This is a genomic window from Candidatus Aegiribacteria sp. (genome assembly GCA_021108435.1).
Classification (GTDB): domain Bacteria; phylum Fermentibacterota; class Fermentibacteria; order Fermentibacterales; family JCC-6; genus Aegiribacteria.
On sequence record JAIOQY010000046.1, the window covers coordinates 1 to 15,686 of the forward strand.

The following is a 15,686-nucleotide window of genomic DNA, read 5'->3' on the forward strand; positions in this document are numbered from 1 at the left end:
AGCGGCATTGCCGCTCTGTGGAACAGATCCCTGCAAGTATTTTCTACCTGTTCCTTCAGTTCCGGACAGCAGTTAACAGTCAGATAATTCCTGTTTGGTTTAGCTCTGGCAAGGTATTCGGAGAAAGCCGGATCGATATCCTCAAGATCCTTGATTTCTTCATTCTGATTGACATATTTGATTCCCAGTTTCTCGAATCGTTCTTCGGATACTTTTACCGCATCAAGAGGCAGATCGACCAGAATGTATCTGGGATCAACTCCTGCCGCTTCAGCGATCATCCTTACAAGAGTAGCGGCAATCTCAGAAGGCGTTTCCTCTGATGCTCTGATTGTGTTCAGAAAAGAGATATCACTCTCATCAAGGGTTGCGGCATCTATACGGAATACCTGAGAAAAGAGCTTCTGTCTGTACTTCACTCTCCATGCCATCTCCCGCACCCACGGATCAGTTGAATCGCAGGCAAGGAAGCTTAGGATCTCATCATCGGTAAGAACATGGAAATCCTGTATTTCTCCGAGTTCGATAATACTTCTCCTTGCTGCTGCGAGCATCATCATATCTACAATCCTGGTTTTCTTATGAAGGTATACGCTGGAGTACATCTGCATTCTGGCGAAAAGGAAATCACGAATTGCTTCATGACCCTTGATAAGAAAAACTATCTCATCATTTACTACAGTCATGGTTGAGATGATCCTCTCCATCTCTATATGACCGAATGCTACTCCGGTGAAGTAGAAATCCCTCTGCAGATAATCAAGCATATCTGCATCGACTTCACCGAAGATCATCTGTTGAAGATAGCGGGGCCCCTTATATCTGCTGCAGATGAGATCCGCAACGTCTTCAGGATTGATGTCATATGATTTCAGGATATCCGGTATCCTGCCGGAACCTCTGATATTGAGAACCTGCTTACCCACCACAAGATCGGCAACGAGTCTCATGTGATCCATACCATGTATTTCGATATAGAGTGGCTCAAGAGTATGTGACCATGGTGTGTGTCCGATATCATGGAGTAAACCAGCAGCCTGCAGAATCTTACGCATTTTAAGCTGTTTATCCGCCGGGATATCGTCGATCTGTTCGAGAATGTGTTCTCCGATCTTATCCGCAAGATATGACACGCCAAGGGCATGCGATAGCCGCATGCAATGAGCTCCAGGATAGCTCTGGTAGGTTGTACCCAGTTGATGTACAAGACTGAGCCTCTGAACCTCGACTGTCTTGATAAGATCTTCCTGCAGACGGGAGAGTCTTATATTTCCATGTACAGGATCGCGAATATACATGACCTTTTTTCTGTTCGAATTTTCAGACATTATCTATTTCTCCATTCTCTGGATCATCTGCAAAGCAATTACGGGATTTTGCAGTTGCATTGTATTTCATAGCGGATAATATTCTCGATTCCGGAGGAAATTGCACATGCAGACTTATGTTGATCTTCATTTACACAGTACAGCCTCTGATGGTACTCGATCACCTTCCGAGCTGATTGAGCTTGCTGCAGAGAGAGGCTTATCCATAATCGCGATAACCGATCATGATACATTTGACGGTATTCCTCGCGGAATGGAAGCTGCTGATTCGATGGGGATAACCATGATTCCCGGTGTGGAACTGAGCGTTGATCTGGAAGAAAAAGGTTTATCCGCTCATCTGCTTGGGTATTTTCCGGGATCTGACCCTGATAAATTAATATCCGGATCAACTCCTCTTGGTAAAGCAATAACCTTCATTCAGGGAGGCAGAGAAAGAAGGAATCCCAGGATACTTGAGAAACTCAGTCATACAGGCATACATATTGATATTGATTCATTGAAACTTATTGCAGGTGGAGATGTCATCGGTCGGCCCCACATAGCAGAAGCTCTTATTGCAGGTGGACATGTGGGAAATTTCAGAGAAGCCTTTGACAGATATCTGGCAAAGGGGAAACCCGCATATGTTGACAGAGACAGACTTCCAGTTCATGAAGCAGTACGTCTAATAGCCGATGCAGACGGATTGCCTGTAATGGCTCATCCGGGATATATTCAAATGGAACCGAACGAGTTGAAATTATTTTTTGGCCGAATGAAGAATTACGGATTGGCAGGTATTGAAGCTTATTATCCCGGCCATTCCATATTGTTCACCCGTTTGCTTAAGGAGTTCGCAAGCAGATATGAACTTGTTCTTACAGGTGGAACTGACTATCATGGTCGGAAGCAGGATGCTGTTCCACTTGGCGGGAAACAGGATGGATTTCATATAACAGTTGAAATGGTTAAAGATTTTCTGGCTCTGTGCATTAGCGAAAACAGGAGGTAGCATGTGGCTAAGTTGAGCGAACTGATAGAAAAGGTCGACAGTGAAGTGAAAAGCGGGAACAGGAAAAGAGCTTTGCTGATGCTGGATAAGCTGCTTGAGAAAATTCCGGATAACAAGTCACTACTTGCCCGTAAGGCGAAGTACGGAAAAGAATACGAATTCGAAAGAAGAATAACAGCTCTTCAGGAGAAGTACGGCTCAGAATAGAATAATGCGGATAGCTGCAGCAGCTTCTTTGTTTCTTATTCTCTTTATTTCCCCATCATGCGGACTTCATACAGTTACAAGAGACAGTCTTCAAAGTCAAAGTGAGATCTACGCCAGCAGAATTTCATTTGGGTGGGGGAATCTGGACTGCTTTCAGCTTCGCGGAAATGCAAGACTTCAGGGAAGCAATCTTGTAGCCAGGGGACCTTTCGTACTCTGGGGAAGTACTTTGGACAATCTGCTCAGGGGTGATTTCTATGGACCTGACGGCAGCCCCGTTCTTTCTATGAATGGTGATTCGACAGGGATTCTGATCTATATGCCACAGGACGATTACGCAGTATTCATGCCTGGTGGACTTCAAACCGGATCAGGGACTATAACAACAGAAGATCTTATTTATCTGATCAGAACAGGCTTTCCATTACTTCTGGAAGCATGGATGATTGCTGATGGAGCCAAGGTCGATAATGGCATCATCGAATGGTTTTTCACTGTTCCTGATTCAATGGAATACATGCATCTCTCAATGTATAGTGGAGATATGTTTCCATCAATCTGTATCTGGGATTCAGGCAGATTCGAGATAACAGCATCTTCTCCACATGATGAGTACAGGGCATGGCCATGGAAATGGATTCTGTCTATTAACTCTAATTCTGTAAGCATTGAGTTAACGAGTATTAATTCATCAGCAATACCCTGGGAGGGTATCTGGGAAATGATCGTTCCAATTCCTGTTGATACGCTTTGTTCGAGTGCTTGCTGGCAGCCCGGCTGGAACATTCCGCAAAGGTAACGTTAAAGGTTACGTTAACTGAAAATCAGGCTCATGCCGATTTATTCTCCAAATATAACTATATCCGTTTTAGCATGGAGTTGACGCAGAGCTGAATGTTTACTATTCAACCTGTTACGAGTTAGTTTACGGGAGGTGAAATGAGTACTTCTGGTTTGTTAAGCGGTTTATTCGGAAGAAAGCCGGGAACACTGCTCTCAACTGCCATGGCGATTGATCTCGGAACAGCCAATACCCTTATTTATCTTCAGGGAAAAGGCATCGTTCTTGATCAGCCCAGTGTTGTAGCAGTTGACAGGGAAACAGGTGAAGTGGTTGCAGTTGGCGACGACGCGAAAGCAATGCTTGGCCGAACCGGATCTACACTTGATGCTGTCAGACCACTCAAGGACGGGGTAATAACAAATGCCACCGCGACAATGGCTATGCTCAGAGAGTTCTTCAGTATGGCTCAAACAAGAAGATTCTCAATGCGTCCCAGAGTACTTGTCTGTGTTCCAAGCGGTATAACTGAGGTTGAGATATCTGCCGTCAGAACTGCGCTTGAGAGAGCAGGCGCGCGGGAAGTACTCCTAGTTTCAGAACCTTTAGCATCTGCCATCGGTGTAGGAATATCCGTTGAAGGAGCTGCCGGTAATATGGTTGTTGACATAGGGGGGGGAACTACTGAAGTAGCCGTAATCAGTCTTTCAACTATCGCTGCGAATAATTCCATCAGAATTGGTGGAGATGAAATTGACGAAGCTATTGCCGGATATCTCAAGAAGCGATACAGTCTTTTAATAGGAGAGAGAACCGCTGAGAAAGTTAAACTCAACATGGGTACCGTACTCAAAAGTGACGACCGTGAATATGAGGTAAGTGGTCTTGATTTTGTAAATGGTATTCCGGAGACCTATTCCGTCAGTTCCGAAGATATCAGAAATTCCCTGAAGGAAGTTATTGGCACCATTGTTGAGGCTGTGCGGCATGGTCTCGAGAAGACACCGCCTGAACTTGCCAGTGATATCGTTGACCGTGGTATCGTCATGACCGGGGGTGGTGCGCTGCTTCGAGGTCTGGACAGGCTTCTTATGAGTGAGACCGGTTTGCCGATTCGGGTCGCTGATAATCCTCTGTCCTGTACTGTTCTTGGAGCGGGATTGATTCTTGAAGATATTTACCGGTATCGAAACCTTCTTCTTCAGTAGTATTTCAATATGAGCCTTGCTAAAAAAACCCGTAGAAGCACAATGAGTAATAAAGGGAAAAGATTGCTTCTGTACGTTGTGCTTTCAATAATACTGCTCTTGATCGGACCTGTTCTTCTTGGAGGACTGGGAAGCTGGATGGGAGCCAGATTTTCAACAATGTTCTTCAATCGTTCTGATTCTCCGGTTTTGGATGAACTCAGGGATGATATCATTCAGTTGATGCTTGAAAATGCCATTCTCAGAGAAGAAGCAATTAAAGTAGATCAATACCGAATTCTGCTTGGTATTACGCGGACGGGTAACAGAGATGCTCTTCCAGCAAGAGTTCTTTATAGATCAGAGGGTCTTGTTACCGGAACCATGGTCGTCGATCGAGGTTTTCGTGATAGAGTTGTGTTGAACTCCGTTTGTATCTCATCCAGAGGTCTGGTCGGAATAGTGAGTTCCGTACAGGAGAGAACAAGTGAGATTCTGCCTGTTACCAATCCCTCTGTTAATGTCAGCTGTGTAACATGGCCATCAGGCGCCTATGGAATTCTGCAGTCATCTTCAACCGGAGATCTGCAGCTTGTGCATGTTGATCTAACGAGTGGTGTAGAAATCGGAGACAGAGTGCTTACATCAAGATTTGGCGGTGTATATCCTGATGGACTTCTTGTCGGCAAAGTAATGAGAGTTTCGTCCGGGGAATCAGGGCTCGCGCTTAAGCTTGATATCGAATCAGCGGTTGATTTCAGAAATACCGGTGAGGTTCTGATACTTCTTCCAGACGAGACTTCTTCCAGTCATACGCAGCAGTAACGTTTACATATGTTGTGTATAAAGGATTAAAGGTGGAAAATGCAGATCAGGTTACTTCTGCTTTCAGTTACTGTTATTATTCAGTTTCTGCTGGAATTGACAGTCGGACGGGTTTTTCTGGCTCCATCTCTTCTACCTCTGGTTCTTGTATACCTTGCTGAGAATCATGGGAGCAGATGGGCGGTAGACGGAGCCTTCTGGTCCGGTCTGTGTCTTGATCTTCTGCTGCATCAACCTCCCGGTTCTTCTTCTCTCGCACTATTGGCGGGATTGTACATCGCCGGAATTCTTGGTGAAGTATCCGCTGGTGAAGGAAGGGGTTCTTTTCTACTTATGGCAGCTGTGGCTGTGGTGGTATCCGATTCTGTCTTCATTATCGTCGCGTCACGTCCCTTTGGTTCAGGTTTCTGTTCACTGCTTCTATTGTCTCTGCCCAGAGCCCTGATTACAACAGCATTAGGAGCCTTGATTATTTCAGCAGAATCGTGGATTTCACATATCAGAGCATATAGAGTGTCAGGATAGCTGAATGTATGGAAACAGCAAAAACTGGCCATTCTTCTTCTTTCTATCCGTAGTATCAATCCTCTTTATTCTGCTTGGAGTAAAGCTGGTTCATCTTCAGGTTATTAAGGGTGAGTATTACAGAGGGCTGGCAAGTCAGAACCACATAAGGGTCATCGTTACACCGGCTCCACGTGGAGTTATCAGTGACAGGAACGGTATTATCCTTGCTGACAGTAAGCCAGCCTTTATCGTTTCCGCAGTACCTTCAGAATTCATTAGAACCAATGCTGCACTTGTCGAACAACAGCTTGAAATGACCGAGGGCGAACTGAATGGAATCCTTGATGAAGCTTCAGATGTTCCTCACAGACCAGTCGTGCTCAGGGAGGGACTGGGTGTGGAGAAGGTCAGCTCAATCGCGGAGAATCTGTATAGAATACCAGGTGTGATAATTGATGTTGCTCCCCTGAGACGTTACCACAGACCGGAGGATTTCTGTCACATTCTGGGGTATGTCAGTTTGGCTGATGCTCAGGATTCATTCAGAGGTGAAATTACCGGCAGGACGGGGCTTGAACTCAGACTCAATGAAACACTGCGCGGAACTCCAGGTCTTCAGCGAGAAGTTGTTGATGCACTCGGCAGGATTGTGGAAGAGTTTCGAGGTGTTTCTTCGGAAGATCCCGTGCCGGGCGGGAACGTAGCGCTTACAGTAGACGCGGATTTGCAGAGTATTGCATTAACAGAACTGGAGCAGACTGGAATGCCGGGAGCAGCAGTGGTCATTGACTACGAAAACGGGGATATTCTCTGCGCCGCTTCGGTTCCAGCATTTGATCCGAATATGTTTGCACGGGGGATCACTCAGGCTGAATGGAATGCTATTCTCGATAATCAGGACAATCCTCTTTTCGAAAGAGCATGGGCGGCCGCTTATCCCCCTGCTTCCACTTATAAGGTTATCACGGCCTGCTGGCTGCTTTCGGAGGGCCTGATCTCCCGAGACTACATGCCTAACCCCTGCTATGGCTCACTGACTCTGGGAGATACAGAATTTGGATGCTGGACAGCTCATGGCAGGTTAAATGTAGTACAGGCACTTGAACAGTCATGCGATGTATTCTTCTACAGGACAGTGCAGCTGGGTTCAATTGATGAACTTGCTGAATATTCAGCCTGTTTCGGGATGGGAGCCAGGCTCACGGATGTTCTTACAGGAGAAAAAAGCGGTTTGATTCCCGATTCCGATTATCTCACTCGCGCCTACGGCAGTGATGGATGGGGTCTGGGTAACCTTCTTAATATCTCAATTGGTCAGGGAGAGCTTCTTGCAACACCTCTTCAGCTTGCAGTGATTGCCGGGATTATCGCCTCAAGAGGTGAAATGCCGTTTCCCGGAATTCTTCTTCAAAGAAAAACCCGGGATCCGGTACTATCCCCTGGTGCTGTCACGGATTACGCATTTGATACTGTAATCGAGGGTATGCTCAGGGTGGTTACTTCCAGAAGAGGAACTCTGTATAATGTCTTTTCTGATTCTTCTCTGGATTTCTGGGGGAAAACCGGTACAGCTGAATGCCCTGGAGAAGATCATGCTCTGGTTATCGGTTTTATGCGGGATCCAAAGCCTCTTGCGATATGTGTTGTTATTGAACATGGAGGACATGGTGGCGCTGTTGCCGGACCAGTAGCAAGAAATATCCTTTCAGGCTACCTGGCTGAAAGAGGGGAGTGATTGAACTGATAGGAAGAGACCGTCCCGATCTCCTTCTGATTATTTCAGTCGTTATACTCCTGGCAATTGGCCTCAGTACAGTATATTCCGCATCCATGGCGGCTTCCGAAAGCGGGCTGTTCAGTAGACAGGTGCTCTGGGTGGTTATAGGAATAGTCTTTTTCCTTGTCGGAACATGGATATCCTTTCGAAGGCTTGAAGAAATCTCTCCGGTTATTTATCTGCTGACCTGTCTGCTTCTCCTTGCTACAGTTTTCCTCGGAAGCGGGCCGGCAGATCGCTGGATCATCATAGGTCCCCTGCATATCCAGCCATCCGAGATAGCAAAAGCAGGCTTAATACTGATGAGTTCCTGGTGGCTCTCATCACTCAGAGTCCGACCCAGAAAATTTGGCGAGCTTCTGGTGTTTCTGACAATTCTCCCGGCCATCATTCTGACACTTCTACAACCTGATCTTGGGACTTCAGTAGCAATGATCATGATTGTGCTTGCGATATTTGTCTGGGCCGGATACGGTCCCGGATGGATATATCTGATCGTAAGTCCAATTCTGGCTGCTGTTTCCTCAATACACATCGTTTTCTGGATCCTGTTCGTTTGCATTCTTGGATTAATACTTTACAGACGCAGATATCCATTCTCAAGCTGGCTGATTTTCATTGGAGGGAACTCTATTGTCGCAGCCCTTACACCTATCGCATGGAATCTGCTCGAGACATATCAGCGATCAAGACTGATAACTTTTCTTGATCCTGCAAGTGATCCGCACGGAGCCGGATGGAATATCATTCAGTCAGAAGTTGCGGTTGGATCCGGAGGGTTATTCGGCCAGGGTTTTCTTCAGGGCGCGCAGAAAGAGCTGGCTTACCTGCCGGCAAGACATACCGATTTTGTATTTTCGGTCTGGGCGGAGGAGACAGGTTTCCTTGGTGGAATTATTCTCCTTGCTACTTTCTTTCTGCTTATATGGAGGATAACCCTTGCAGCAAGAAAATCGGTCAATGCTTTTAACTCGCTTGTAACTGCGGGAATAGCAGCATATTTCACATTTCATGTTTTCGTTAATGTTGGGATGACAGTTGGAATCATGCCTGTAACCGGACTCCCACTCCCTCTCATAAGCTACGGAGGAAGTCAGATGATCGTAGTTCTATTCCTGCTGGGACTTGCTGTTAATGCAGGAATGTACTGGAGAGAAGTGTGAAGTGACAGGAATCAACTCGTACCTTAGATTATGACTCCTAAAAATACTCATTATAGGACAGACTACCAGGGAGGTTCTGACAATGCACCCGGTTCTGTTTAAAATAGGCTCGCTGCCTATCAATTCCTATGGATTGATGCTTGCTGTTTCCTTTATGTTTGGGCTCTGGCTTGCTGCCAGAAGAGGTGAAGCTGCGGGAATATCCAGAGGAGACATTTACGACCTTGGTGTGCGTCTGATGATAGCTGCAATTGTGGGATCACGAGTTTTCTATGTAATTACGCATATGTCCGAATTCCAGGGGCACTGGCTGGATGTAATTGCTATCTGGAAGGGCCTGTACGGTCTCAGTATGCTGGGCGGTGTGATTCTTGCAGTCGCAGTCGGGTTCTATACCGTATGGAGAAAGCGACTCCCCACATGGAAACTCGCGGATGCCGTCATTCCTTCATTTGCTCTTGGTATTTTCATCACAAGGATCGGTTGTTTTCTCAACGGATGCTGCTTCGGCGCAGAAACATCATGTTCTCTGGGAGTTTCATTTCCTGATTCGGCGATGCCCTATTTCAATACCGGAATTATCCCCGGTTCATATATTCATCCGACACAGCTTTACAGTTCATTATCAGGATTGTTCATAATAGGAATCCTCCTGTGGGCTGATCGATATAAACATTTTCCCGGCTTCATCTTCTGTCTGTTTCTTGGTTTGTACGGTGTCACCAGATTCGGTATAGAAGAGTTTCGCTATTTTGATCACACACCCGATCAGATTCTGGGTTACAGTTTTACTGACAATCAGATAATCTGTCTCATAATGCTTCTTTCTGCTCCTATACTGGGAATATGGCTCTATCGGCGTTATCGCGGAACCTTCTCCGTCTCTTCCTGACTTCCGTTTGTCCCGGATGTGGAGGCAGAAGAGGGGAAAACGAATATCTCTGTTCATGGTGCAGGCTGAGAATAGACAAGTGCAGGCATGTACACTGGAGCAGAACCGGTGCTTCCTTCAGTCCGGTCTCTTCAAAAGGAAAGGCTGAGGAATTATCCAGTGGTATTGCCATATATTCAGCAGCTCTGTACAGAGGATTGCCCAGAGAGATAGTGCTGAGGTTGAAATTCAACGGAGAGAAATATCTCGCACCGACGGCAGCTGACATGATTCTGAAAAACTCAATGGTACTTCCGGAAGCTGAAGATGTTCTGGTTCCTGTTCCCGCAGGAAGAAAAAGGATACGTGAGCGAGGGTATAACCAGTCCTTCCTGATTGCCGGAGCACTTGCTTCGCGAACGGGTGCCCGAAACATGAACCTGTTGTCCAGAGACGACAGCCCTTCACAGGTTGGACTTTCTGTAACCGAGCGAAGATCTAACGTTAAGGGAGTATTCAGGCTGAGGAATCACAGAGAAGTACCTGCTTGTGTTCATATATGGTTGATAGACGATGTTGCCACCACCTGCAGTACGATGGACAGTGCTTCAGAAATACTGCTGGAAGCAGGCGCTGAGACTGTTACCGGTCTCACTCTGACCTACCGAAAACAGGCGTTCGGTAGTATTGTCTGATGAATTAAGATACGAGTATCGCGGAGGGAGTGAACATGACTGAAGAGCTGCGTTTCAATGTAAAAGATATTCCCCTGTGCGCGAAGTATGGGTTCAGCGCCAGGAAGATATGGGTTTATTTCAAGACACTTATTTTATCATGGATAATCTGGGACATTTTCATATATCTTGGTTTCTTTGCAGCGGGATATGACATGGCTGCCAGATGGGAACAGAGTCGTCTTTTTCCTCTTCCCGGAGCGCTCTTCTGGAAAGAAGTGATACCGGTTGCATTTTTGATTATCGCCGCTATTCTGATCTTATACGTTCTCATCCGTGGCGGACTGAAAGTTTCCAGAATGACCTTTCAGCAGATCCGTGGAGATAATTTCTTCTCCGGAGCGGATGCATCCAGGTTTGCCAGAGGAAACAGCTTCCCCCTTATTGCAATCCCTGTTCTTCTTGTACTTGTTATTCTGCTTGCACTGGCTGCCGGTGCGGCATCAGGAGTTCTTTCCAGGATTCCTGTCGCGGGTCCGATTCTGTCCGCATTGCTTGCAGTCCCGTTATGGGGTGTTATGCTGCTGGCGGTTCTGACTGCTCTGGCGCTTGTTCTTTCCTTTCAACTGCTTCCTTCGATAATAGCCACTACCGGTGCTGATACTTTCGAATCAGTCTTCGAATTGTTCTCCACCATGACTTCTCAATCCTGGAGAGTGTTTCTCTATTGGCTGCTTTCGCTGATCATAATAATGCTTGGCGGGATTACCTTTTTCCTGTTTGCATCGCTGGCGGTGGATTTACTCTCTTTTTCCGTAACTCTCGGCGCGGGAAGCGGGGGATTCGGTGCGGCACTTGCTTCAGGTCCAAGATTACTGGCTCCCGAGGCTCTCCCGTTCTTCTCAGGTCTGACAACCTTCGGACAGCAGGATTCCATTCAGACATGGACAGGAATATCCGGAGTGATTGCAGGGCTTTCAGGTACAGCAATATTCCTGGTTGTTGTATCCTATTTTCTCTCCTGCTGCTCATCCTCCTGGACACTTATTTATCTTGTTCTAAGATACAAAAAAGATGGTGTTGACCTTGCGGACAGGGCTGATCTTAAAGAACAACGTGAGTTTGACCGTCTGTACGGTAATACTGATGGTGACAATCAGTCATCAGGTTCGACAGGAGATTCAGAAGACTAATGAGTGAAGGTTTCGTTCATCTGCATTTGCATTCGGAATACAGCCTTCTCGATGGAGCGATAAGATTTGACCGCCTGGCAGGCTACATTGCCGAGAATGGAATGAATTCAGTAGCTGTTACTGACCATGGCAGCCTCTTCGGGGCAGTTCAATTCTTTGAGAAAACAAATGAAATGGGAGTACATCCAATTCTCGGAATGGAAGCCTATATAGCTTTCCCTTCCATGAATGATCGAACCAGGAACGGGAAAAGATATCACCTCACTCTTCTGGCGAAAAACGAAAAAGGATACCGTAATCTCTCGAAGCTTTCATCAGCCGGTTATATAGATGGATTTTACTATAAACCAAGGATTGATCGGGAAACCCTGGCTCGTTTCAGTGAAGGGCTTCTTATCGGATCAGCCTGCTTGCAGGGGGAGGTTACACAGCATATCCTTTCAGGCAGCAGGAAAAATGCTTTAGACGCTATTCGATTCTATCAGGATCTCGTTGGACCTGAAAATTACTTCATTGAGCTGATGGATCACGGATTGTCCGATGAAGCAAAGGTTCTTCCAGTTCTTGCTGAGCTGGCAAAGGAAACCGGGGCTATTGTCGCGGCGACCAACGATGCGCATTACCTTCGAAGAGAAGATCATCAGGCACACGAGGCACTTCTGTGTCTCCAGACAGGGAAGACCCTGAACGATCCCGGACGTATGCGTTTTGAAACAGCTGAATTCTATGTAAAAACTCCTCTTGAGATGCAGAAACTCTTCGAATGGATACCGGAAGCTGTCTCAAATACTGTCAGACTTGCGGAGAAATGTGAATTCAATTTGATCGAGGGTGAGCCCATTCTGCCCGAGTATCCCCTTCCTGAAGGGGAGGCGGACACAGATGCTTATCTCTATCGGCTTTCTTTTGAAGGTTTGACCAGGAGACTGGACAGGGAATTGAAACCCCGGGAAACCGAAAGACTTAAGCACGAACTCGGCATCATCGGAGATATGGGCTTTCCGGGGTATTTTCTCATCGTCTCCGAGATGATGAGATGGGCCAGGTCCAAAGATATACCGGTGGGACCCGGAAGGGGCTCAACTGCCGGAAGCCTTGTTTCCTATGCGATTGACATTACTGATATAAATCCGCTTGATTACGACCTCAGTTTCGAGCGCTTCCTGAACCCCGCACGGAAGGAGATGCCGGACATCGATATCGATGTTTGCTGTGAACGCCGCAGTGAGATCATCGATCACATCATCGCCATGTACGGCAGGGAAAATGTCTGCCAGCTCATTACCTTCAGCAGGATAAAAAACAGATCTGTGGTAAGAGATATGGCGCGTGTCATGGGAATGAGTGTCTCGGAGGGAGATATTCTGGCTAAACTGGTGGCATCAGCTCCCAATCCTGACGCTCCTCTCCCGGAAGTTGTAAAAAGTGTTCCGGAGCTTTCACGGAGAGTCAGCGAAGAAAAGGAAATTGAGAAGCTGTTCAAGTATGGTTACACTCTGGAGAATATCGCCAGGCATTCCGGAGTTCACGCAGCCGGTGTTATAATAACACCCGGCAATCTTCGCGAGTATGTTCCTCTCTGCTCCGCAAAAGAGGGCATTACAACCCAGTACGAAAAGAAAAGCGCAGAAAAAGTAGGTCTTCTGAAACTGGATCTGCTAGGTCTTCGAAACGTAACGATTATTCATCGGGCTGAGGGATTGGTTCGCAGACGAGATCCTGATTTCAGAGTGAAGGATCTGTCATTTGATGACAGGAAGACTCTTGAACTGATGAGCAGAGGTGAGACAGCAGGTGTGTTTCAGCTGGAAAGCTCCGGTATGCGTGATGCTTTAAGAAAAATAAACGTAAACAGCTTTGATGACATTGTTGCCGCCGTAGCTATTTTCCGTCCGGGCTCCATGGACATGATAGATCTGTATGCTGATAACAAGAAAGGTATTGAATCCGGTTCATCCGACTTCACCATTTCATTTCCCCATCCTGATCTGGAGGAAGTTCTTTCATCTACATTCGGAGTGATAATCTATCAGGAACAGGTTATGAGAATAGCAAACCTTCTGGCCGGCATGACCATGGCGGAAGCGGATACACTCAGACGCGCGATGTCGCGGAAGAACCCGGAAGTAATGGCTCAAATGCGGGAGAAGTTTATCAGCGGCGCCACCGGCAGGAATGTTAAGAAAAAAACAGCTGTGAAGGTATTTAACCTTATTGAGAAATTCGCCGGATACGGTTTCAATAAATCTCATGCTGTCTGTTATGCGGCGCTTGCTTATTGGACCGCATGGTTGAAAGTAAACTACCCTTCAGAATTTCTGGCAGCGTGTCTTACCAGTGAGATAGGCAAGATCGACAGGATTACTCCCCTCATTGAGGAGTGCTCACGACTTGGCGTTACAGTGAATCCTCCATCCGTTAATCACAGTTCGGTCAAGTTCGATGTTGATCAGGAAGGCAGGATAGTCTATGCGCTTTCCGCGATCAAGAATGTAGGAGAGGGACCGTCATCCGAGATCGTGGAGGCAAGAGAGAAGGACGGACCATTTGAAGACATCTTCGATTTGTGTACGAGGCTGGGAAATGGAGTAATCAACAAGAAGGCTGTTGAATCTCTCATTGGTGCGGGAGCAATGGATTGCTTCGGTATAAACAGAGCGACTCTTCTTGATTCAGTCGAACGCGCGATTACGTATGGAATATCTGTCAGAAGGCATATTGAAGCAGGACAGATGTCATTGTTCGGTGGAGAGCGGGACGACAGCGAAGAGAATTCTGTGAATCATGCGCCGATACTGAAGGAAAAGGAAGAATTATCCCTGAAAGAAGTGTACAGACTGGAAAAATCACTTCTCGGGTTCTACATGACCGGTCATCCTCTTGAAATGTATTCCGATGAGATTGACAGTTTTTCCAACGAGCCGATCGAACTGGCTCATGAAAGCGAAAGGAAACTCATAACTACCGCCGGTATGATCCTTAAAAAGAAGATCATTCCCACAAAACATGGTGAGATGGCTTTTGTACTGGTTGAAGGCTGCCGGGGTACAAGTGAGGTTGTTGTATTCAGTGATGCTCTTAAGGAATTCGGCGATTTGCTTGAACCGGATTGTCTTGTTCTGATGGATGGTGAGGTGTCCAGAAGAAGGGGGGACAGCCGTTTCAGCGCCAGGAAGATTTTTCCGCTGGACAAGGTCAGATCGATACTGAGAGCCGGCGTGACCATAATGGTTGATGGAAGCAACCCCAGAATTAATCTGCTTGAGCAAGCGGTAGACTGTCTCAGGAACAATTCGGGCAAGGGAGAAGTATCAGTTATTATCAAACACAGATCAGGATGGAAGGTTATGGGACGTTCCAGGTCTCTTAGAGTTGATCCTGACGCCGAATTGATTTTAAAACTGAGAGAGCTTCTGGGGAAGGAATCCGTATCTCTGTCCAGAGGAAGGGGGCCGCGCTTATGAGGAAAATTATCCTGATCGGTCTGTTGCTTCTGTTTGCCGGAGCCGGCGGTTCCGGTGAACTGATGAGAATAGTACATGAACCAACCGCTGGAATTGTCGCACCCAGGACTTACAGCATCTCCTTGAACACATTCCCGAATGATGGATTAAGGTTCTCATTCTGCGTGGGTATAATACCGAGGCTTGCAGCGGGGCTTGGTTACGGAGGATGGAATATTACCGGCATGAATGACCCATCATGGTTTGATCATATCTATCTCAAAGCAAGGTTTCGTCTGCTGGATGAAACCGTACCTCTTCCCGGCGCGGTTCTTGGATTTGATAATGAACCGGAAGCTGTTCGAAGCGGTGGATCGTACAGACGAAAAGCCAGGGATCTTTATCTGGCGCTCAGTAAGAATTTTAATACTATCGGTGGCGATATGGCATTCCACTTCGGTATCAGCGCCGACGTCAGGGAACTTGTGCACGCCGGTGTCTGGACAGGTCTGGATAAATCGTTTCCAGGTGGATTCGGAATGGCGTTCGAGTACGATTTCGCTACAGATGAAGCTGACTCTGTTCGTTTTGACGTAGGAGGAGGCTTTCTTAGCGGAGAAGTATACTGGGAGAGTTTTGGCCAGGTCAGAATATCACTGCAGTTTATTGATATACTTGAAACCGGGGGAAGAAGTTACAGAGCGCTTGGAATAGATTTCCTCGGATTGTTTTAATT

General features: G+C 46.7%; 14 protein-coding genes. 13 read left to right on the forward strand and 1 reads right to left on the reverse strand.

Going from position 1 to position 15,686, the window contains the following annotated elements; genetic code table 11:
• Nucleotides 1-1,328, reverse strand: a 1,328-nt coding sequence (locus K8R76_02595) for an HD domain-containing protein (protein MCD4847062.1), incomplete at its 3' end; no start/stop codon positions are given.
• Nucleotides 1,329-1,434: 106 nt separating this feature from the next.
• Here K8R76_02595 and K8R76_02600 point away from each other — a divergent pair.
• The 13 genes from K8R76_02600 (at nucleotide 1,435) to K8R76_02660 (ending at nucleotide 15,684) form a co-directional block, all read left to right on the forward strand.
• Nucleotides 1,435-2,322 carry a PHP domain-containing protein gene (locus K8R76_02600; protein ID MCD4847063.1) on the forward strand — a complete coding sequence of 296 codons (888 nt, stop codon included), beginning with the start codon at nucleotides 1,435-1,437 and terminating at the stop codon, nucleotides 2,320-2,322.
• A 3-nt stretch (nucleotides 2,323-2,325) separates the two neighbouring features.
• Nucleotides 2,326-2,529, forward strand: coding sequence for a hypothetical protein (locus K8R76_02605; GenBank protein MCD4847064.1), 204 nt, complete (start codon nucleotides 2,326-2,328; stop codon nucleotides 2,527-2,529).
• A 4-nt stretch (nucleotides 2,530-2,533) separates the two neighbouring features.
• Entirely contained in the window at nucleotides 2,534-3,328 is a 795-nt protein-coding gene (locus K8R76_02610) for a hypothetical protein (protein MCD4847065.1), read from the forward strand.
• 206 nt (nucleotides 3,329-3,534) lie between these two features.
• Nucleotides 3,535-4,518 carry a rod shape-determining protein gene (locus K8R76_02615; protein ID MCD4847066.1) on the forward strand — a complete coding sequence of 328 codons (984 nt, stop codon included), beginning with the start codon at nucleotides 3,535-3,537 and terminating at the stop codon, nucleotides 4,516-4,518.
• A 42-nt stretch (nucleotides 4,519-4,560) separates the two neighbouring features.
• A complete protein-coding gene (locus K8R76_02620) occupies nucleotides 4,561-5,322 on the forward strand; it encodes a rod shape-determining protein MreC (GenBank protein MCD4847067.1) in 762 nt (253 codons plus the stop codon).
• 39 nt (nucleotides 5,323-5,361) lie between these two features.
• The gene (locus tag K8R76_02625) at nucleotides 5,362-5,847 is read left to right on the forward strand and encodes a hypothetical protein (GenBank protein MCD4847068.1); all 486 of its coding nucleotides are present in this window, start codon (nucleotides 5,362-5,364) and stop codon (nucleotides 5,845-5,847) included.
• A 4-nt stretch (nucleotides 5,848-5,851) separates the two neighbouring features.
• A complete protein-coding gene (gene mrdA, locus K8R76_02630; GenBank protein MCD4847069.1) occupies nucleotides 5,852-7,564 on the forward strand; it encodes a penicillin-binding protein 2 in 1,713 nt (570 codons plus the stop codon).
• Nucleotides 7,561-8,769, forward strand: coding sequence for a rod shape-determining protein RodA (gene rodA, locus K8R76_02635; protein MCD4847070.1), 1,209 nt, complete (start codon nucleotides 7,561-7,563; stop codon nucleotides 8,767-8,769). Before mrdA ends, rodA begins: the two co-directional genes overlap by 4 nt.
• Nucleotides 8,770-8,851: 82 nt before the next feature.
• Complete coding sequence (gene lgt / locus K8R76_02640) at nucleotides 8,852-9,661, forward strand: prolipoprotein diacylglyceryl transferase (protein ID MCD4847071.1); 810 nt, start codon at nucleotides 8,852-8,854, stop codon at nucleotides 9,659-9,661.
• Complete coding sequence (locus tag K8R76_02645; protein MCD4847072.1) at nucleotides 9,616-10,335, forward strand: ComF family protein; 720 nt, start codon at nucleotides 9,616-9,618, stop codon at nucleotides 10,333-10,335. Before lgt ends, K8R76_02645 begins: the two co-directional genes overlap by 46 nt.
• Nucleotides 10,336-10,370: 35 nt before the next feature.
• Nucleotides 10,371-11,507 carry a hypothetical protein gene (locus K8R76_02650; protein ID MCD4847073.1) on the forward strand — a complete coding sequence of 379 codons (1,137 nt, stop codon included), beginning with the start codon at nucleotides 10,371-10,373 and terminating at the stop codon, nucleotides 11,505-11,507.
• Complete coding sequence (gene dnaE, locus K8R76_02655; protein ID MCD4847074.1) at nucleotides 11,507-14,971, forward strand: DNA polymerase III subunit alpha; 3,465 nt, start codon at nucleotides 11,507-11,509, stop codon at nucleotides 14,969-14,971. Before K8R76_02650 ends, dnaE begins: the two co-directional genes overlap by 1 nt.
• Nucleotides 14,968-15,684 carry a hypothetical protein gene (locus K8R76_02660; protein ID MCD4847075.1) on the forward strand — a complete coding sequence of 239 codons (717 nt, stop codon included), beginning with the start codon at nucleotides 14,968-14,970 and terminating at the stop codon, nucleotides 15,682-15,684. The genes dnaE and K8R76_02660 overlap by 4 nt, the downstream gene beginning before the upstream one ends.
• Nucleotides 15,685-15,686 lie beyond the last annotated feature (2 nt).